Annotated in this window: 22 protein-coding genes and 1 pseudogene; 11 read left to right on the top strand and 12 right to left on the bottom strand. The window is 43.5% G+C overall.

Features of this window, described 5'->3' with window-relative positions:
* Nucleotides 1–80 precede the first annotated feature (80 nt).
* A complete protein-coding gene (locus F6K53_RS05880; protein ID WP_293080116.1) occupies nt 81–2,156 on the bottom strand; it encodes a serine/threonine protein kinase in 2,076 nt (691 codons plus the stop codon).
* A 266-nt stretch (nt 2,157–2,422) separates the two neighbouring features.
* Between F6K53_RS05880 and F6K53_RS05885 the strand changes: the two genes are divergently transcribed.
* The gene (locus F6K53_RS05885; protein ID WP_293029561.1) at nt 2,423–2,746 is read left to right on the top strand and encodes a (2Fe-2S) ferredoxin domain-containing protein; all 324 of its coding nucleotides are present in this window, start codon (nt 2,423–2,425) and stop codon (nt 2,744–2,746) included.
* Here F6K53_RS05885 and F6K53_RS05890 read toward each other — a convergent pair.
* Together F6K53_RS05890 and F6K53_RS05895 are read right to left on the bottom strand one after the other, a co-directional pair.
* On the bottom strand, nt 2,743–2,871 hold the full coding sequence (locus F6K53_RS05890; RefSeq protein ID WP_293029558.1) for a hypothetical protein: 129 nt from the start codon (nt 2,869–2,871) through the stop codon (nt 2,743–2,745). The two genes, F6K53_RS05885 and F6K53_RS05890, sit on opposite strands and share 4 nt — an antisense overlap.
* A gap of 21 nt (nt 2,872–2,892) precedes the next feature.
* Entirely contained in the window at nt 2,893–3,567 is a 675-nt protein-coding gene (locus F6K53_RS05895; RefSeq protein WP_293029555.1) for a response regulator transcription factor, read from the bottom strand.
* Between the two features lie 256 nt (nt 3,568–3,823).
* Between F6K53_RS05895 and F6K53_RS05900 the strand changes: the two genes are divergently transcribed.
* The 5 genes and pseudogenes from F6K53_RS05900 (at nt 3,824) to F6K53_RS05920 (ending at nt 7,173) form a co-directional block, all read left to right on the top strand.
* A complete protein-coding gene (locus tag F6K53_RS05900) occupies nt 3,824–4,333 on the top strand; it encodes a M48 family metalloprotease (protein ID WP_364303831.1) in 510 nt (169 codons plus the stop codon).
* Nucleotides 4,334–4,407: 74 nt separating this feature from the next.
* A pseudogene (locus F6K53_RS05905) lies at nt 4,408–5,103 on the top strand (class I SAM-dependent methyltransferase); the annotation flags it as partial.
* A gap of 157 nt (nt 5,104–5,260) precedes the next feature.
* Nucleotides 5,261–6,685, top strand: coding sequence for a transposase (locus F6K53_RS05910; RefSeq protein ID WP_293031068.1), 1,425 nt, complete (start codon nt 5,261–5,263; stop codon nt 6,683–6,685).
* Nucleotides 6,686–6,697: 12 nt separating this feature from the next.
* Nucleotides 6,698–6,937, top strand: coding sequence for a hypothetical protein (locus tag F6K53_RS05915; protein ID WP_293080118.1), 240 nt, complete (start codon nt 6,698–6,700; stop codon nt 6,935–6,937).
* A 20-nt stretch (nt 6,938–6,957) separates the two neighbouring features.
* Nucleotides 6,958–7,173 (top strand): hypothetical protein, encoded by a 216-nt coding sequence (locus F6K53_RS05920; RefSeq protein WP_364304737.1) that lies wholly within the window; start codon nt 6,958–6,960, stop codon nt 7,171–7,173.
* A 219-nt stretch (nt 7,174–7,392) separates the two neighbouring features.
* On the opposite strand, the gene F6K53_RS05925 is transcribed toward F6K53_RS05920, so the two are convergent.
* From F6K53_RS05925 to F6K53_RS05940, 4 genes are all read right to left on the bottom strand, one after another.
* On the bottom strand, nt 7,393–8,634 hold the full coding sequence (locus tag F6K53_RS05925; RefSeq protein ID WP_293071982.1) for an SH3 domain-containing protein: 1,242 nt from the start codon (nt 8,632–8,634) through the stop codon (nt 7,393–7,395).
* Between the two features lie 81 nt (nt 8,635–8,715).
* Complete coding sequence (locus tag F6K53_RS05930; RefSeq protein ID WP_293071983.1) at nt 8,716–9,594, bottom strand: universal stress protein; 879 nt, start codon at nt 9,592–9,594, stop codon at nt 8,716–8,718.
* 355 nt (nt 9,595–9,949) lie between these two features.
* Nucleotides 9,950–10,126: an NblA/ycf18 family protein gene (locus F6K53_RS05935; RefSeq protein WP_008178810.1), complete on the bottom strand. Its 177-nt coding sequence runs from the start codon at nt 10,124–10,126 to the stop codon at nt 9,950–9,952.
* A 416-nt stretch (nt 10,127–10,542) separates the two neighbouring features.
* Nucleotides 10,543–10,809, bottom strand: a complete 267-nt coding sequence (locus F6K53_RS05940; protein WP_293025233.1) for a hypothetical protein — start codon at nt 10,807–10,809, stop codon at nt 10,543–10,545.
* A 398-nt stretch (nt 10,810–11,207) separates the two neighbouring features.
* Here F6K53_RS05940 and polA point away from each other — a divergent pair, with 398 nt between their 5' ends.
* Entirely contained in the window at nt 11,208–14,210 is a 3,003-nt protein-coding gene (polA, locus tag F6K53_RS05945) for a DNA polymerase I (RefSeq protein WP_366511326.1), read from the top strand.
* Between the two features lie 186 nt (nt 14,211–14,396).
* Here the strand turns inward: polA and F6K53_RS05950 are convergent, their stop codons facing one another.
* Together F6K53_RS05950 and F6K53_RS05955 are read right to left on the bottom strand one after the other, a co-directional pair.
* A complete protein-coding gene (locus F6K53_RS05950) occupies nt 14,397–14,741 on the bottom strand; it encodes a type II toxin-antitoxin system PemK/MazF family toxin (protein WP_293025231.1) in 345 nt (114 codons plus the stop codon).
* Nucleotides 14,735–14,971: a hypothetical protein gene (locus tag F6K53_RS05955; RefSeq protein ID WP_293080121.1), complete on the bottom strand. Its 237-nt coding sequence runs from the start codon at nt 14,969–14,971 to the stop codon at nt 14,735–14,737. Before F6K53_RS05955 ends, F6K53_RS05950 begins: the two co-directional genes overlap by 7 nt.
* A gap of 153 nt (nt 14,972–15,124) precedes the next feature.
* Here F6K53_RS05955 and F6K53_RS05960 point away from each other — a divergent pair, with 153 nt between their 5' ends.
* Nucleotides 15,125–15,289, top strand: a complete 165-nt coding sequence (locus F6K53_RS05960; RefSeq protein ID WP_293071985.1) for a hypothetical protein — start codon at nt 15,125–15,127, stop codon at nt 15,287–15,289.
* A 22-nt stretch (nt 15,290–15,311) separates the two neighbouring features.
* Here the strand turns inward: F6K53_RS05960 and F6K53_RS05965 are convergent, their stop codons facing one another.
* Complete coding sequence (locus tag F6K53_RS05965) at nt 15,312–15,764, bottom strand: helix-turn-helix domain-containing protein (RefSeq protein WP_293025227.1); 453 nt, start codon at nt 15,762–15,764, stop codon at nt 15,312–15,314.
* Between F6K53_RS05965 and F6K53_RS05970 the strand changes: the two genes are divergently transcribed.
* Complete coding sequence (locus F6K53_RS05970) at nt 15,757–16,212, top strand: hypothetical protein (RefSeq protein ID WP_293025225.1); 456 nt, start codon at nt 15,757–15,759, stop codon at nt 16,210–16,212. The genes F6K53_RS05965 and F6K53_RS05970 overlap by 8 nt on opposite strands.
* Nucleotides 16,213–16,426: 214 nt before the next feature.
* On the opposite strand, the gene F6K53_RS05975 is transcribed toward F6K53_RS05970, so the two are convergent.
* On the bottom strand, nt 16,427–16,744 hold the full coding sequence (locus tag F6K53_RS05975) for a hypothetical protein (protein ID WP_293071986.1): 318 nt from the start codon (nt 16,742–16,744) through the stop codon (nt 16,427–16,429).
* Between the two features lie 503 nt (nt 16,745–17,247).
* Between F6K53_RS05975 and F6K53_RS05980 the strand changes: the two genes are divergently transcribed.
* Nucleotides 17,248–18,021, top strand: coding sequence for a hypothetical protein (locus F6K53_RS05980; protein WP_293080124.1), 774 nt, complete (start codon nt 17,248–17,250; stop codon nt 18,019–18,021).
* 5 nt (nt 18,022–18,026) lie between these two features.
* On the opposite strand, the gene F6K53_RS05985 is transcribed toward F6K53_RS05980, so the two are convergent.
* Nucleotides 18,027–18,452: a hypothetical protein gene (locus tag F6K53_RS05985; protein WP_293080127.1), complete on the bottom strand. Its 426-nt coding sequence runs from the start codon at nt 18,450–18,452 to the stop codon at nt 18,027–18,029.
* Between the two features lie 154 nt (nt 18,453–18,606).
* Between F6K53_RS05985 and F6K53_RS05990 the strand changes: the two genes are divergently transcribed.
* On the top strand, nt 18,607–18,747 hold the full coding sequence (locus F6K53_RS05990; protein WP_293072216.1) for a hypothetical protein: 141 nt from the start codon (nt 18,607–18,609) through the stop codon (nt 18,745–18,747).
* The last annotated feature ends 13 nt before the right edge of the window (nt 18,748–18,760 follow it).

Raw genomic sequence — 18,760 nt, forward strand, 5'->3', positions numbered from 1 at the left:
ACTTTTTATAACTAATCCCTCAGCCTTCAGCCAGGGGGCTTTGAGCATTAGAGTCTTGATCAGGGAATTAGGATTACTTTTTACTTTAAATCCGCTTCCCAAACACCAATATAAATGCGATCGCTACCGTCTCGTTGAATCACACCCTCCAAGCTGTTATTGTTACCACTGGAAAATTTATAGGTCTTAGACTCGCCCTGATATACATCTTTCAGTCCCTGTTTAATGTCAGTGGAAATGTTGTTACTGAGCAGCTTGTTTAAGGTCTCTGACATGATTTCTAGGTCAACGGATTGCGAAAAAGTAACTTCCGTTTGGCGCAGACGCCCAGAACTTCGATCAAACAGGTATCCTAGGTCTACATGATTGGGCACAACGTTTTTATAAAGGAAAGCGCGAGTCTTCCACATGCCGTTTGATTGTTTTGTGGGCTTGCCTAAAGCATATTCCACTGCTCTTCGCTGAGTTCCTGGGGGAAATTTGGGAATAGCGTTGAGCTGAGCAAGATTTGGGTTACTGGTCTTGTTTTCTACGATGGGTGAAGGTTCGGTGATAGGTTTCGGTGTCGTTACTGGAACTGGTTTTACAGTAGTGTCTGATTGTGATGGGGATGTTGGTGTGACCGGATCAGTTACGGTAGTGTCTGGTTGTGATGGGGATGATGGTGTGACCGGATCAGTTACGGTCGAGTCTGGTTGTGATGGGGATGATGGTGTGACCGGATCAGTTACGGTCGAGTCTGGTTGTGATGGGGATGATGGTGTGACCGGATCAGTTACGGTCGAGTCTGGTTGTGATGGGGATGATGGTGTGACCGGATCAGTTACGGTAGTCTCTGGTTGTGATGGGGATGATCGATCCTTGGTCTGGGACTGTGATGGGTATGATGGTGTTTCTGGTTTAGTTACTGGTTGTGATGGGTTATTGGTCTGGGACTGTGATGGGTATGATGGTGTTTCTGGTAATGGGTCTTTTGATGATACTTTTTTATCTTGCGGTTCTTGAGAACTTGGCTTGTCTGGGTATGATGTTGATTTAGATTGATCATAGGATGGCACGGTCGTAGAGGGATTCAAGAATTTGTTGAATCCCGAAGCAACAGCCACCACAATCAGTAATATACCGCCTCCGATTAAACCTCCCTTTAAAACTGCCTTGTAACTATCGTTTTGTTTTACAGTGACTGGATAAGGGCCTTTAATAGTGGACACTGAACCGTTGTTGGCTGGTGGCTCACCGGGAGAAATGGGGACTGTTGCTACGGTACCTTTGTTGGCTGTTGATGGGACACCGGGAGACATGGGGACTGTGGCTTCCGTAGGTGATGCCGGGTCAGATTGGAGAGCATCAAGCATTTGTCTGGCACTAATAAAGCGATCGCGTGGATGGAATCGAATCGCTTTGTCGAGCACTATTCCTAGGTTTGAATAAAGGTGTGGGGCATCTTGACGCCATAAAATTTCACCAGTCCTCTCATCTGTGTGGAATAGCTGTGGTATTTTACCCGTTAGCAATAAAATTGCTGTCAGCCCCAAACTGTAGAGATCACTGCTATAGGTTGGGTGTCCTGCTGACTGTTCCGAAGACATATAGCCAGGAGTGCCAATTATAATTGATGCTGGGTGAGGGGTGCCAGAGTTGGTGACTACGGTACTCATTGCTTCTTTGACTGCACCAAAATCAATCAGAACTGGTACTCCATCTCGTTGGCGGATAATGATGTTATCTGGCTTAATGTCCCGATGAATGATACGGCGAGAGTGGACATACTCTAGAACTTTTAACAAACTAATTAGGAGTTCCCTAACTTCAATCTCAGTAAATTTTTTTCCCTGTCTGACCTGTGTTGTAAAGGTATTGCCTCGAATCCACTCTTGAACCAGGTAAAACTTTTCGGCTTCAGAGAAATAGGCATAAAGTCTTGGAATCTGGTCATGTGCTTCCCCTAAGGCTTCTAAAACAGCTGCTTCTCGTTGGAATCGCTCTTGGACGACCTTGTAAGCTTTAGAATTATGAGCTAATGCCTTAAGTTGCTTAATCACACACCGCCGTCTTGAGGGCATATGGATATCTTCGGCGAGAAAGGTGTCACCGAACCCACCCGAACCTAGAGTCTCAAGGACACGGTAGCGATTGTTTAAGAGTTTTGGATTCATGACGGATTCAGGGACAATTGGGTTCGAAGTGTGGTCTTCATTCTAATGTTAAGCTGCTGTCCGATTCAATTGGATGCTTGAGCAATGAGTTATTGGTAATTATTCATTGGTCATTGGTGCATAACAGGAGACTGTGCTTCCTCAAAACCGACTCAGGACTGAAAACAGGTATTTGGCATTTTAGGGGTTAATGGTATTAAACTATGCCTAAAAGTCAATGGCTATGATGAAGGGAGTAATAATTCTTAATATTAACTGAACTTAAGGTGGAAACAGATTTTACTCAACACAGTGCCAAAACCGAAAAGCCTTGTGTTTTAGTCTGCCAACATAAGTCTTGTTTAGCAGCCGGTTCAGCTGAGGTGCTGGCTGCCTTCGAGGAAGCTGATCTTTCTGACTTTAGCGTGATTGGTACAACTTGCCAGGGACAGTGTAGTTCTGGTCCAACGGTGCGGATTGTTCCAGAGGAGACTTGGTATTGCCGAGTCAAACCACAAGATGTGCCGGTAATTGTGGAAGAACATCTGCAAGGGGGTAAGTTAGTAAGGGCAAAACTCCATCCCCGCATCCATATGAGTTTTGGGTATTAGGTATAGCAGTTTTCCATGCTTTTAGGAAGTCGGGAGTCGGGAGTCGGGAGTCGGGAGTCGGGAGTCGGGAGTCGGGAGTCGGGAGTCGGGAGTCGAGAGTCGGAAGTCAGGATGGACTGATGCAATCAGGAATGATGCACTCAGGACTAATCTCGCAATACGTAGCCAACACCGCGCACGGTTTGGACTAGACGGTTTTCGTTGTTGGCTTCTAGCTTCAGGCGCAAGTAGCGAATGTAAACTTCTATGATATTAGAGTCACCCATAAAGTCATAACCCCAAACTCTTTCGAGGATTTGCTCTCGGGTGAGGACTTGTCGGGGATGGGCAAGAAGATATTCGAGTAGATCAAATTCTTTGACAGTCAGTTCAATTAATCGCTGACCTCGATAGACTTCACGGGTGCTATGGTTTAAACTTAAGTCGGCAAATTGGAGGATGTTGGGGTCTTCGGTTTGATTGCGTCGCAGATGAGCTCGGACTCTGGCTAATAATTCCTCTACGCTGAAGGGTTTGACTACGTAGTCATCAGCACCAGCATCTAAACCACTAACGCGATCGCTTACTTCATCTTTAGCGGTTAATAAGATAATCGGCACTTGATTACCAGTACTGCGCAGGCGTCGGCAAATTTCTGGTCCAGATATGCCCGGTAGCATCCAGTCGAGTATTACTAAATCTGGATTAGATTCCCGCGCTGCTCCCAAACCAGCTAACCCATCCGAGGCAACACTAACCTCATAACCTTCGTACTTCAGTTCCAGTTCAATGAACTGGGCTAGTTTGGTTTCATCTTCGACAACTAAAATATGGTGGGTCATAGCTTGATGGTGTCTAGGCCAAACAACTGTAAGTTCTTAGGACTAATACAGAAATAATAACGGCTCTAATAATTCATCATATCTTCCACAACAATAGTCTTATAAGTCTTATAGTATTTTGCTATGGATGAATTTGGGAGATAATCGGTGCGTAGAGCTACTTTACCAGTGTCTCTGAAAATCCAGTAACTAGGGAAAAGCAGCGCATCCAACTTTCCCCCCGTCAGGAAGTGGTGATGGGGTTACAAGCACGGAAATGGCGGCTCAACACGGTGGTCTTTACCCAGATAAAGCCCTTCAAGGATATATTTCTCAGGTGGGAGAGCGGATGGTCAAAAAGTCGGCAGCTTCTGGTTCACTACATCTGGCCAAGCAGAAACTTGGGGTAGCATTGGTTAATGCTGTTGGTATTGCTGCCAGTGATGATGCCCAGAGTGGTAGGCAAGCAGCACTACTTGCCCAAGCGATTAATCAAATGGTTAGCCTTAAGTATGGACGTGAGGATGAATTAGAAAGCGATCGCCTTGGTTTTCGGTTTATGACGCAAGCGGGCTATAACCCTAGGGGAATCGTTGAACTGATGCAAGTCCTTAACTCGATTCGACAGGGTGGGCAACCACCGGAGTATGTCACTACTCACCCTAACCCTAGTAATCGGATTGAACAACTCCAGAGTCTGATTACTAAAGCTTACCCTAATGGTACTCCTGCTAATCTCCAAGAGGGTCGGGAGCGCTTTGCTCGGAATGTTAAAGGGTCACGGTAAGGAGTGTGGTGCTAGATTAATCAGCCTCAAGGTATACTGCGTTAGGAGTTGGTTTGATATCTCCAGGTATAACTATGGCCGTTAATCAAGATACACTTTGGGACCGTTTCTTATCCCCGATCATCGGTAGCTTGATTGATTTTGAAAAGCTGCAGCAGTTTGACGAAACTATGAATTGGGAAGCTGAGTGCGTTCGCGTAGCGGCTCGTATCGAGCATCGCTTCCATAACCCTGATTTAATCTATCCTGACTATTACAGCACTCAGAATTTCCATGGTATTGAAGGGGGCTACTTGAATGGAAGTGCAGCCACAACCTATGACCCAATTACCCAATATGCATTGCCCCCTAATGAAGCCTGGGTGCGTCAGGGGTTGATTGATACTATAGTAGGGAAGCCACGACGAATTCTGGATTTGGGCTGTGGCACCGGTTCCACAACCTTGATGTTAAAGCAGAGGTTTCCTGATGCCGAGGTCATTGGTCTTGACTTGTCACCTTATATGCTGGTCATGGCTGAGTATAAAGCTAACAAGGCTAATCTCGATATTCAGTGGCTTCATGGTATGGCTGAACAGACGGGTTTAGATGATCAGTCTTTTGATCTAGTTACAGCATCACTGTTGTTTTACGAAACTCCACCTAAGGTAACTCAGTCGATTTTGCATGAATCCTTCCGACTGCTGCAAGGGGGAGGACAAGTTTTGATTCTAGACGGGAATCAGACTACGATCCGGGAGGCGAATTGGCTAACGGAAGTTTTTGAACAAAATGTCTCGCGCAGTCCCCACCTATAATCTTCGATTTAGGTGGGGTTAGCGAGACCAACAAAAAACACTACCTTTTCTTATTCTTTTGGCAATTCTAGATTAATCATATTTGTGTTAATATAATTTAATAGCCTCTAGAGTGGGGTGTGACTAGACCATGGGTAAAAAAAGCCAAAGAAAAACTAAAAAATCTCAACCTCAACCTCTGATTCGTACAGATGTGTGGCGTTTAGTTACTACTCCCGAACAGAAAGAGATGATGTTGATGACGGTAACCTGCTACCGTAAATATCTTTTACCTTTAGTTTTGATTGTGAATGCACAATGGTCTAATTTAGCCCCTCTAAGTAGCTTAGAATTAGTTTTGGCTGTGGAAAAAATGATTCATGTTACCACAGCTAACCCAAATCCCAAACATAGTTATTATCAGAAAATTGTCAACAAATATCCAGATCACCGTAAGTTTCCCAGCTATTTAAGAAGAGCAGCCATAGCTGAAGCAATTGGCATTGTTTCTAGTTTTCAAACCCGTTATCGTTCTTGGCAGTCGGGAAATCGTAAAAAACGTACAGCTAAAGCACCAAGACTAACAGCAATGTGTAAAACTTACCCGGCTTTGTATAAAGGTCAACAAATTTTATACGGTAAGGATTATCAAACTGTTGCTCTCAAGGTGTGGTCGGGAAAAGATTGGATTTGGTTAACTAATATAGGAGTAAAAAATCACGGAAATAATCGGCATTTAGTTGAGGGCAACAAATTAAAGTCACCTTCTTTAGTGGTGAATAAAACTAAATGTCAGCTCTCAATGCCAGTTCAAATAAAACCAGTAAAAAGAGAAGAAACCGATTATGTTTGTAGTGTTGACTTAGGGATAAATAATGCAGCAACGGCTGCTATCGTCGGGCGGGATGGTACTGTAAAGGCGAGGACTTTTATTAATCCAGCCAGAGACATAGACTATCGCAACAAACGACGAATGATGATAGCCAAAAAAGCTAAACAAACCAGTAATTTAACTGGTCAAACATTACCGAAAGGGTTTTGTGGTGGACTTAACCGCAAGTCAGCTAATCAAAATCTAGAGATTTCTCGAAAAGTAGCCAGACAAATTGTTCAATTCGCCAAGGTGCATGGCGTCAAGGTAATGGTCTTAGAAAATCTCTGGGGATGGAAAGCAAAAGCTGGGAAAAAAAGGTCATTAATGAAACAAAAATTTCACTTATGGTGTCACCGAAAAATTGTCGAAATAATCACAGATAAATGGACAGAATTAGGTGGAAAAGTTCAGACAGTTAATCCTAAATATACCAGTGCGGTAGCCTTTGATGGAAGTGGAAAAGTTAGACGAAGCCAAACAAATTATTCCCTAGCAAAATTCAAGAGTGGAAAACAATATCACGCGGATTTAAACGCTAGTTATAACATCGGTGCTAGATATTGGTATTGCTTAATAGTAGGGGATAAAAACTTTTCTAGGGTGTACGACAGCAAAAGTTCTGACGGCACATTGAGAACGCCAATTGTCCTGGGGACGTTAAGAAATTTAGCTGTTCAAGAGCGAATGAATCCCCATCCATAATCTTTGATTTGGATGGGGTGCGTTCAAGAACCCTATATCAAGGCTTACGCTAATGGTAGTGTTGACGCTTGGATGGGTGCAGCTAGTTTTGAAGCAGTGCGCACTACGCAATGGTGGTGGCTGCATCAAATAACTCAGGGTCTAAAACCTTTGTCTTTTTCACGCGCGTTATCGCTGTTCCAAGGCGTCACAACTCAGGTGGGGCTTCAGGGTCAACCTTTTGGGCATAAAACTTACCATGCTCTGTCTTAACAGTAAGTATACACCCGGATTTGATATTAGATGGAATGGAGCAAGCCATGGGTTATGTGCTCTCTCTGGAGGGAGTGCATTGTTGTATTATTGCTGCCGAATCCGTCGAGCAATTAGAATCAAATTTTAAAGTCGCCCAAGCATTTCAATCCTTGAGTTCAGCACAAATGACTGCTATTGAAACACGCACAGCTTCTGCTTGGGAAGACAATACATTTTTCCGGAAGTGGACTTAGGACTATAGCAAACTGTACCCTCGATACCTACAGATCAGCAGTAGGGTGCGTGATTGACGCACCCTACAATCTTAGCTGCATCGCCTATCAAAAATGCTGCGAGATATAGCAGTCGCCAGGGCAGGCGCGGACATGACAAAAGTCTCAAACCTAAGTAAGCGCAAGAGTTTGACTTCTGACTTCTGACTTCTGACTTCTGACTTCTGCTAGATCTAAGGCTTAACCTACTGGTCCTGACGGCTCTTCTGGCTTAGACTCAGGACAATAGATCAGATACTTGCCAGTAACATAACCTTGTAAGGGCGCAGAAATAGGAACCCAGCCATTACTACCACGATTAACAATCGTTACCTTAGAACCATCAGCGATAATGCCAATAATCTCGCCATCATTTGACGGTGATTTGCGGACATTTAAACCCTGTGGTGCTGAAACTTGCCGACAATCCTCTTCAGATGGTGGTGGTGTTGGACAAGGTTTTATTTTAACATACTTGCCAGACACATAACCGATTATGGGTTCTGAAATCTTCAGCCAGCCATCTGCACGTATACTCTCAATCTTGACCTCGGTACCATTTTTTAATGTACCGATACTTGGACCACCAGGGGTTGAACGCACTATCAGATCACTACCAGTAGTGGTAACTGTACCACACTCTTTTTTGACAGTGGGGCAGGGTTGAAGATACGCCTCAGACACATAACCTTTCTGGGGAGAAACCATCGGTACCCAACCATCACTACTAGTACCCTTGATAGTGATTGTAGTACCATTTTCTACAACACCGACAATCTTACCACCAGGGGTCGCACGCACATTGAGCGGGTTACCCTTAGTCGATACTAGACGACATTCTTCTTTCGGAGGAGGTGGTGGACAAGGTTTGAGATATCGGTCGGAAACATAACCCTTTTGGGGAGAGACAAGCTGTACCCAACCATTAGTAATGCTATTGATGATAGTGACTTTAGTGCCATTGTCCAAGTCACCAATAATCCTACCACCAGGACTCTGACGTACATTCAGACCCCTGCCAGTATTGGTAGAAACTATTCGACATTCCTGCTTAGGTGGTGGTGGACAGGATTGGAGATACCGCTGAGAAATATAACCTGACAAGGGAGAAGAAATTTTTGCCCAGTCTTGGTTTACTATTTGCTCAAGGGTAACCTCAGACCCGTTTTTGACGAAACCGATAATCCGGTAATTGCTACCGGGTCCACTGCGGACATTGAGATCACTGCCTCTAGTGACCACTTTGCGGCAATTGTCTGTAGCCACAGCAAGTTGAAATTTTGCTTGGTTCTCAAATGAGATGTTTTCTAAACGAGAGGATGGGGTAAATTGAGCGATCGCAGGACTAGTAGCATAAGATGGCGCAGGAAAAGCTGTAAACGCTAGCGCCACAGAGATGCACACCACTAGTAATCTTCGCCAACCACTAATCTTTCTGATCATATGTTGGATTTATTATTCACTATCAAAGTGGAATGGCTTTATTTTATTAGAACTGCCGATAAAACCCCAGACTCTCGATTCCTAGCTTCGTGGTGGCAAGAATAGAACAGGGTGCCAGCTGCTGCGCATTAAATCACCGGCTAAGCTACGCACTGACCAATCTAAGAATTTCCCTTTTTGATCGGAAGAGATTGCGATCGCAGTAATATCATATTCTAAGGCTGTGTCTAAAATCTCTTCACGGGGATTGCCCACTCGCACGTCTGTATTGACCTGTAAGCCAAGCTGTTCTAACTCTGCTTTTACTGGTTCTAGCTTCTCTTGAGCTTTTTGTAGCTGAGGCTCTTTAGATAATTCTCTGCGCCCCCCTTCACTGACTACCCACAACAGCATACACTGCTTTAGTGAGTCATCGGGTGCTTGTTTAGCATACTCTTTGACCCTTTCCACGACAGATTGAGACGCTGTAGTGCCGTCATAGGGAATTAGCAAATACCGGAATAGATGTTTGCAGCGTAGATCGAGTTCTTCGCAGGTGTAAGCTGAAATCAGTTGTGGTCGCAGCATTAGCAATGGTGTACTACATTCCTTGCTCAAGGTTGCTGTAGTGCTACCGAAAAGCTTTTCTTGTAATAAGCTGCGCACTGGCGTGCCAATCAGAATGACATCAGCATGGTAACGTTTGGCGATTTTAGGAATACTGTCACTAGGACGACCTGAGGTCACTTCGATGTGAACCTCTACCCCTTCAGGTATATTGGTCAAACCGTTTTCAAAGCGGCGGCGAGCTTGTTCTATTCCTTCTTCATCAATACGAGGTATTTCTCCCTCTTCCCAAAGCGGAACAAAGTGGCAGAAGATGATTTTCTTAAGCCCACCAGCCGCTAAACTGGGGACAAACTCTACTAGCCGATATAAACCGTCAGAGAAATCGGTGCAGATTAGGCAATGCTGAAACATATGCAGGGAGGATGGCTTTTTCTTAGAGTTTCTTTGAGACTAGAACACTTTACAATTACTGTGGATAGTTTTGCATTAATTTATACAAATTTATCAACTAATGATCCTGACTTGCCTAGACTGAATTGGGTTATTGCCAATCCTATTTCCTTTAAGCAAGCCTGCGGTTATAATACTTAGCCTGATAATAATAGTTAACAATAAGTTGAATCAATCAATTTTAATTTTAATTAAATCTTAATATAATTCGAGTTTACGCCCCAGCATCCCCAGCTCCTTTCCTACCTAAGGAATTGAGCAAGAGAAGGAGGTCGCGACTCAATTAAGGCGAATAACAATCAGACTAGGGCTTTAGCTATAATCCCCACTCGTGTTTTAGGACTTCTTTGTACATTGTTTCACGCATCATCATTTGCTCATAGAGTTTGATTAGGAATTCCTGAGCTTGCTCACGGCTCATTTTCTGGACCTGAGATTCAAAGGACCGCAGGTTAAATTTTTGTTCCAGGGAAAGTTCTACGGGTTTAGACATAGTTGAGCTCCTTAAAAACTAATCATGGGTTTTGGCTGGCTACAGCAGCCCTAGTTTTGATCAGGCTAGGTATCGGTAAATGTATCAACCGTTAACCTATCTGACCTTTCATGAAGAATCGTAACAATTATTTGACAAAATGACCAGGTTTTGGTCCATTATGACGTTAGATATGACCTAGACTATTTCTAGCAAGTTCCCTGGCTAGGATTGATGCTGTCGAATTCGGTATAGCAGAAGTCAGAAGTCATACCGAGTTGCATTCAAAGAGAGTAGATTAGTTGGATAGGGAGATGGGGAGATAGGGAGATGGGGAGATAGGGAGATAGGGAGATGGGGAGATAGGGAGATGGAGAGATTCGCGGAAGAGAAAGTTGTACCTTTGACCGCAACTTAGTATCAGAAGTCAGCTAGACTCACGTTTCGGAGTTTATGAATGATAGTGCTATATAATTACTTCTTATACTCGATAAAACACAATAGGTGCGCGCCTCGTGGCGAGTAAATCGCCCTTGGGTCGCACCTGTAGAATAGGCATCTTGCCGTGGAATCGGCATCAGGCGTGGAACTGGCATCAGGCGTAGAACTGGCATCAGGCGTAGAACTGGCATCAGGCGTAGAACTGGCATCAGGCGTAGAACTGGCATCAGGCGTAGAACTGGCATCAGGCGTAGAACTGGCATCTTGCCAGTTTCCTCCTTATTTTCGGGCGGGCAGGATGCCCACTCTACTGATATTCATTCAAAGACTGACGCAACGCCGATAAGACAACCAGCACCCTACCGGTATAGTAGTTAATTGACTATATTGTAATGAATACAGTTGAGTCAGTGGCTTCGTCGATGGGATTGGCCTTTGAGCCACGCTACGCTCAGGAAGCGAACGCATCCCCGAGATACAACCAGCACCCTAACGGAATAGTAGTTAATTAACTATAGTTGAGATCCCATTAGCTACTTGACCTAGACCCTAGACAGCTAACGATTCATCCTTAGTTAATTACCTGGTAAGTCTGAGTTAATCCGGAATTACCTAGCTGCTAACAAACAAGCAATCCCTACAATACCGCTACAATAGGGATATGCCCAAATCTACTTCTTCTGACAACTCTCCCCCGGTCCCTGAGGATGACCCAATGGCAGCATCCCCGCTACTGATCCTAATTGATGGTCATTCTCTGGCTTTTCGCTCCTATTTTGCTTTTGCCAAAAGTCGTCAGGGTGGATTACGCACCAAAACGGGAATTCCGACCAGTGTCTGTTTTGGCTTCATTAAATCCTTGCTAGAGGTAATGGAGTCAGAAAACCCGAATGCGATCGCAATTGCTTTCGATACCAAAGAAGCCACCTTTCGCCAACAAGCCGATGCTAGTTATAAAGCCAATCGCACCGAAACACCAGAAGATTTCCTCCCAGATGTAAAGAATCTCCAGCAGTTACTACAAGGGTTAAGAATCCCAGTAATAACCTCTCCTGGTTATGAAGCTGATGATGTATTGGCAACCTTAGCTCACCAAGCTACTGATCAAGGCTATCGGGTCAAAGTTGTATCTGGCGATCGCGATTTATTTCAACTCGTTTCTCCAGATAAAGGGATTACCGTTTTATATCTCAGTGGTGCCTTTGCGAGAGGGAGTGCTACAGTTGGCCCAACGGAATATGGCTTAGAAGAAGTAGAAGCAAAATTGGGAGTTTTACCCTCTCAAGTCGTAGATTATAAAGCCCTCTGTGGCGATCCATCCGATAATATTCCTGGAGTGAAGGGCATCGGAGCAAAGACTGCTGTTAAGTTACTCAAAGAATACCAAACCCTGGATAATATTTATGCTTCCCTTGATACTATTAAGGGTGCCGTTAAGAAAAAGCTGGAAGTAGGTAAGTTAGATGCAGAACATGCTCGCTATTTGGTTCAATTGCGATTTGATACTCCTATCGATATTGATTTAGAGCAGTGTCAGCTCCAAGGATTTGATCCTCAAGTGCTCAAACCGCTATTGGAGAAGTTAGAGTTAAAGTCATTTATCAGTCAAATAGATAAACTTCAGCAGCGTTTTGGTGGCGTAGTGCTAGAGGATATCCAAACTGATGCCCCAAATGATACTGATAGTGATACTTATAGTGAGACTGATAGCAATACTGATAGCAATACTGATACTCAGGAAGATCAGGGTATTTCCTTTTTCAGTGCAGCGGAAACGGAAGAGTTTCAAGAGCAAGGGTCTAATACTGGTTCGATTCAACCACAAATTATCGATACTGTAGACAAGCTGACTCAATTAGTTGAACAGCTGAAATACTATACCGATGCTGGAAATCCTGTAGCTTGGGATACAGAAACTAGTGATTTGGAACCACGGGATGCTCAGTTGGTAGGGATTGGCTGTTGTTGGGGAAAAGAATTTACTGATGTTGCTTATATTCCTATCGGTCATAATGATGGGACTAATTTATATCAGGATATTGTCTTAGAATCCCTACGTCCAATTTTAGAAAGCTCAGATTATCCCAAAGTCTTACAAAATAGTAAATTTGACCGACTAGTGTTCCGTTGTAACGGGATTCAGCTAGCAGGAGTGGTATTCGATACCATGCTAGCGAGTTATGTACTCAATCCCGAAACTAGCCATAAACTTAGTGACCTAGGGTTGTACTATTTAGGAATAGAAGCAAAAAGTTATGACGACTTAGTTCCGAAAGGGAAAACTATCGGAGATTTAGACATCCCCACGGTAGCCGATTACTGTGGGATGGATGCTTATACCACCTTCGGAATAGTTTCTAAATTGCGAGAAGAATTGGCGAAAATTCCAGCTTTGCAGGAATTGCTGCTAGAGGTAGAGCAACCCCTGGAACCGGTATTAGCTGAGATGGAATACCAGGGGATTAGTATTGATAAGGATTATCTGGAACAGTTCTCCCAACAGCTGGAAAAGGATTTAGTGGCAATTAAACAGCAAGCCTATCAAGATGCTGGACAAGAATTTAATTTAGGTTCCCCTAAACAGCTGAGTCAGTTACTGTTTGAGAAACTAGGGTTAGATCGTAGGAAGTCTCGTAAAACCAAAACTGGTTACTCTACCGATGCTACTATCTTAGCTAAATTACAAGGAGACCATCCAGTAGTAGATGCTGTTCTGGAATACCGTAGTTTATCGAAATTGAAGTCTACTTATGTGGATGCTTTACCAGCACTGATGCGTTCCGATACTAAACGAGTACATACGGATTTCAACCAGACCGTGACCACAACTGGTAGACTATCCTCCTCTAGTCCTAATTTACAAAATATTCCTATTCGTACTGATTTTAGTCGCCAGATTCGGAAGGGTTTTATTCCAGAATCCGGTTGGCTGTTGGTATCCGCTGACTATTCCCAAATTGAGTTACGAATCCTAGCCCACTTGAGCCAAGAGCCAGTGCTAGTGGAGGCTTACCAAACTCAAGCCGATGTCCATACCTTGACAGCGCAAATGTTATTTGATAAAGAAGACATTACTGCTGAAGAGCGGCGCTTGGGTAAAATAATTAATTTTGGCGTAATTTACGGCATGGGAGCACAACGGTTTGCTCGGGAAGCTAAGGTATCGGCAGCTGAAGGAAAAGAATTTATTGATCGATTGAACCAACGCTATCCTCTAGTGTTTGCTTATTTAGAGGAAACCAAGAAAAAAGCGATCGCACAAGGCTATGTAGAAACTATACTCGGACGCCGTCGCTACTTTAGCTTTGGTGGTAACAGTCTTAGAAAGCTACAAGGTAAGCCTCTTGATCAGATTGATCTCGATCAACTTAAGGGTATCAATCCCTATGATGCTGGATCATTAAGAGCAGCAGCTAATTCCCCAATCCAAGGCTCTAGCGCTGATATAATCAAAATTGCTATGGTTAATTTGTATCAAGTGTTACAGAAATATCAGGCGCGGTTGCTATTACAAGTCCATGATGAATTAATCTTTGAAATTCCCCCTGATGAATGGGAAGAATTGCAGGTAAAAATTCGGGAAACTATGGAATCCGCAGTTGAGTTGAGTGTTCCTTTAGTTGTTGAAATACATGCTGGGGAAAATTGGATGGAAGCGAAATAGGGTAATAGTGCGTAGGGTGCGTTAGGGGCGGACTTGTGGTTATTTTTATCCTCGCAGCCAGGGTTGGAATAGTCCGCACCGTAACGCACCACCGAGTCTAATTCAGAGTTGACACTACCCGGTCTAATGATGAAATCTTTACTGAATAAGGGTTTTGGAATTTAGAAGTGTTTGCCCTGCTTGTGGCTAGAGATACAAAACCATTCGCAAACCATCATCTACCTCCTCCTGTAAATAGTCTGGAAGTGAGCCGATGCGTTCAGTTAGAAATACTTTGTCAACTGTGAAAATCTGAGAAACATTAGCGACAGAATCTCTAGATAAGCCTGATACTTTGCTAGGCAACAATACGTTGCCTGGGGCTTCTGCTAGCTGAGTATTTGAGGTAATTATTACAACGATAACCGTATTTATAGGGCTCTGATTAAAAAGATCATCTTGAATTATCAACACAGGACGACGATATCCTGGTTCAGAACCTTTTGGGTCAGGCAGATTTGCCCACCAAATTTCCCCACGATACATTACCATTTCTCATCAGGCAGAGACATGAACTGTATCTTTGCCATCACTGGATCTAGCTCAGAAGACTCTTTAGAGTAGACTTCATTCAGCTTGTGTAAAATTTCATGGCGATTGTACTTTTTAAGATAAGCTTTTAATGCTTTTAGGTAGAGTTCACTACGTGACAAGCCCATCTCTTTAGCAAGGGCTTCTGCCTCTTCAAAAACTGAGTCTGGAAGTGAAATTGCGGTTTTCATAGTGACCTTAGGAATAAGACCTATTTCTTAATTATACTTTGGTTATACCAAGATTGCAATAGCTCCGCCTATTATGTATTTAAGTAGGTTATTTAAATTATAACTAGGTGGGTATAAATAAACGTTAAAACCTAAGCATTAAGCCCTCAGCCGTTGACCGTAGGCCACGCTACTTTAGGTCAGTCAGCTTCAAAGAAACCTAGAACGAAAGAATTTAATAGTTCCAGATTAATGAGAATTGAAAGTTTGGAGAAAAGTGCTTGGCCATTGGCCACGCTACGCGAACAGCATGCTACACGCTTCGACGCTGATAGCTGACCTCGCTAAGCCCCTGACCCCCTCAACTACTAGCTGGAAAACTACCACCAACAAAGTGAATATCACTGAAGGTTTCAATCCACAAACGAGCACCACAATCCAATGGCTGATCTGGCTGATACACAATCTTACACGGACCAAGGATTTCCACCTCATTACCGTAGAGATTAGTGCCCTTTCGTTTTACTGAAATCACTGGCTTCCGGTCTTTCGGGCTTTTCTTCATATTTGAGCCAATGTGATTGCGGTTGACATTAATCTTCGCTAAAGCAGGGGGACGACTAGTGCGCCATTTCCCCTTTGGTCCACGATTACCTTTGGTAATTTGTGGCAAATGGTTGAACAGAGGAATAATCCAGAATTTCCCGCTTTTATAGGCACCCCGCACCCGACCCTTCTCTAGGAGTTGGCGTAATCGTCGAGATGAAATTCCTAATAGAGATGCTGCTTCAGTAGTTCCAACGCACTTGTTCATCAGTGGACTCTCCCTTAACTATTCCGATAATACTAGTTTAAAGGAAAAAAGAGAAATCGACAATTTCCGGGAATCGGAAATCGGGAATCGGAAAGAAACGGAAGAGTTTAGGATACGATCAGTGGATGCGATCGCAACCGTCAGTTTCCCGGTTCCAAAATTTGCCTGTCATGCTACCCTCGCCATAGTGGATGCGGTGAGTTGGGATTTGAGTGGTACACGATTCTCGCCCTGGAGACGCTACGGGATTGACCTTGGCCAAAAGGCCGCGCTACGCAAATGGTCACGCTACCCGAACGCAACCTTTAACAGTCCAGTTTCAAAACTCGCCCATCCCTATACCTTCAACATGGTGGCGGGCGCATCTATTGCTGCATTGATGGAGTGCGATCGCATCTGTTTTACTAGGAGGATACTGATGCTGTGGGGTTGCGCAATCAAGGAATGATTTTAATATATGTCAAGAAATTCCCCTTATTTATCAATAGTTTCAACATAATGCTAAACACAGCAAACAGGGAATAGATAAAAGGGCTGATATCTACATATTGGGTATGCTCACCAGCTTCTTTACTTAAACCTAATCCCTCTTGCTGTACTAGCCGTTTAGCTAACAGTAAATTATTACCAGCACGCTTTCATGTGGCACACAGAGTAAGCGACTATTCCATAATTGAAAGATCTGGGTTATTGCATACACTACAAGGATCTAGTGGGTCTGTGTTTCCACTATTACCGCTACCAATAGTATCTTCATCAGTTAGGCAGCTGATATTCTTGCTCGAATGGAGACTACCATTGTAGTAATAATTTAGAAAACAGGAATCACCTTCTTGTTCTATAACAAAGCAATCTATATTATCACCACATGGGTCTTCCTGTGTATTGATTTCATCGGCGAGTGTTTTTACAGGTGCTAACCCGATCATTGAAAAGGCTAAAGAACTGCTCAACAAAATAGTCGAAAAATTTTTAAGCATAATACTAAGAACTTGAAATCGTTAGTCGCACACTTTAATCAGACATGATTTGTAATTGATTGTTCCCGCGCGACAAAAAAAAATGGGGGAAGAAACTTATCTCCTCCAGAACTTACCGATCAAATCTACTTGTACGGTTAATTAAAACGCACCTTACGCTATATATAGCGGATACAGCGGTTTACAATTGCTGTTAGGTACTTTCGTTTTGGGTTTTTAGGGAGCAGGGACTAAGGCTGTGGGACACGCTACGGACGGAGCAGGGAAGAGAGAAGACAATCCTGTGTACCTCATAATTATGGCTCTTCCGTACTAAGAGCAGGGAAATCTAAAGTTGTAAGGAATGGCCTTTAAGGGATCAGATCCTTTTCAATCACTTGAGGAGTGGTTAGAATCTTTAGACATATAAATACTATAGTCATCAGATGCAAAATTACAAACAAGATCAGAAGCTAGTAAACCCGGAGAATCCACCTAGATCTTTAGTTAAGAATTTTTTATGGATGGGAATCGGTATTGCAACACTTTTCATTACTGGTGAGGGAGTCATTTTTGGCTATCAGCAATGGCTATCTCATCAAGAGCAACTATTTGTGGACACTATGGAAGACCTGATCATCAATAAAGACTTTGTCGAGTGTATGAACAAAGCTCTAGAAATTCCTGAAACTTCTCACCAATCGTATAATGCTCGAGCTTTTCTAAATCAGTGTGCTCAAGGACAGTTGGCTCAAGCAGAGAAAGTGGTAAAAGATGGCCAAAAGGCCACGCTACGGGAACAGGAGTTGAAACCCGTTGATGAAAATTATAAATTAGCCATTAACTTGGCCAAACAAATTCCTTCATCAACCTCTGTCTATAATAAAGCTCAAGATGGGATCCTTAAGTGGGAAAAAAAGTGGAGACAATTAGTTGGAGTAGAAGGCTTTACTGATGGCATCTATTTTTACCAGCAGAACAAAGGTTCTAATCTATATCTGATTTTCCAGAAGCAAGGAAATACTATTTTAGGTAAAAAATATGGGTTTCACAGTGATTATATAGTTTGTTTGAGAGGAGTTGTACGGCGTAATATACTGGAAGATGTAACTGGAATTTCTTATGGCCTTGATTTTATACCACAGGTCGAAAGTGTTGACCCAATAAATTTATCGAAGTGGTATCGAATAAGTTGGGATAAAATCTCTAACTCTAGCAAGTATCCTCTACAATATGCTTATAACAATAAGCATCATCATATAGAATCTTGTCAAAAAGAATTCGATAAAAACCCTTGACAGACTTAGCTAGTAGCCGGAAAACTACCACCAATAAAGTGAATATCACAGAAGGTTTCAATCCACAAACGAGCACCACAATCCAGTGGATTATCCGGCTGATACACAATCTTACACGGACCATTATTTTCGGGAATCGGGAGTCGGGAATCGGGAATCGGGAATCGGGAATCGGGAGTCGGGAATCGGGAATCGGGAATCGGGAATCGGGAATTGGGAATGCGATCGCTTTTAGCGGAAGCGTTTCGGCAAAGCCGTTCGCTTTTAGCGTGGCCATTGGCCTCCGCTACGCGAACGCAAAGCGTGGCCATTGGCCTCAGCTTCATCGCGTAGCGTGGCCATAGGCCAATCCGGTAGCGGCTCCAAAGGAGCATAAAGAGCATGATCGTTCGCGTAGGGTGCCCGGCCAAAGTCAATTGGCCGTAGGCCACGCTTCGCGAACGCGCAGCGCCTCCAAGCTCCCATCGCACATAGCTATAAAAGCATTAATTAATACTTGAAAACACAGGATTTTTCCCCACTCCACTACTCCCTCCCTGTTCCCTTTTGTATTAATCCCACTACCGATAGCAATTCTGATCACGAGTGAGGTACACAGGATTTGTTCCCACTCCCGATTCCCGACTCCCGATTCCCGATTCCCGATTCCCGATTCCCGACTCCCGATTCCCGACTCCCGACTCCCGAAAAAATTTGTTACAAAAATTTTACAAAAAAATGTTATAATGAAAGATTATTT

Source organism: Moorena sp. SIO4A1 (assembly GCF_010672065.1).
Classification (GTDB): Bacteria; Cyanobacteriota; Cyanobacteriia; order Cyanobacteriales; family Coleofasciculaceae; genus Moorena.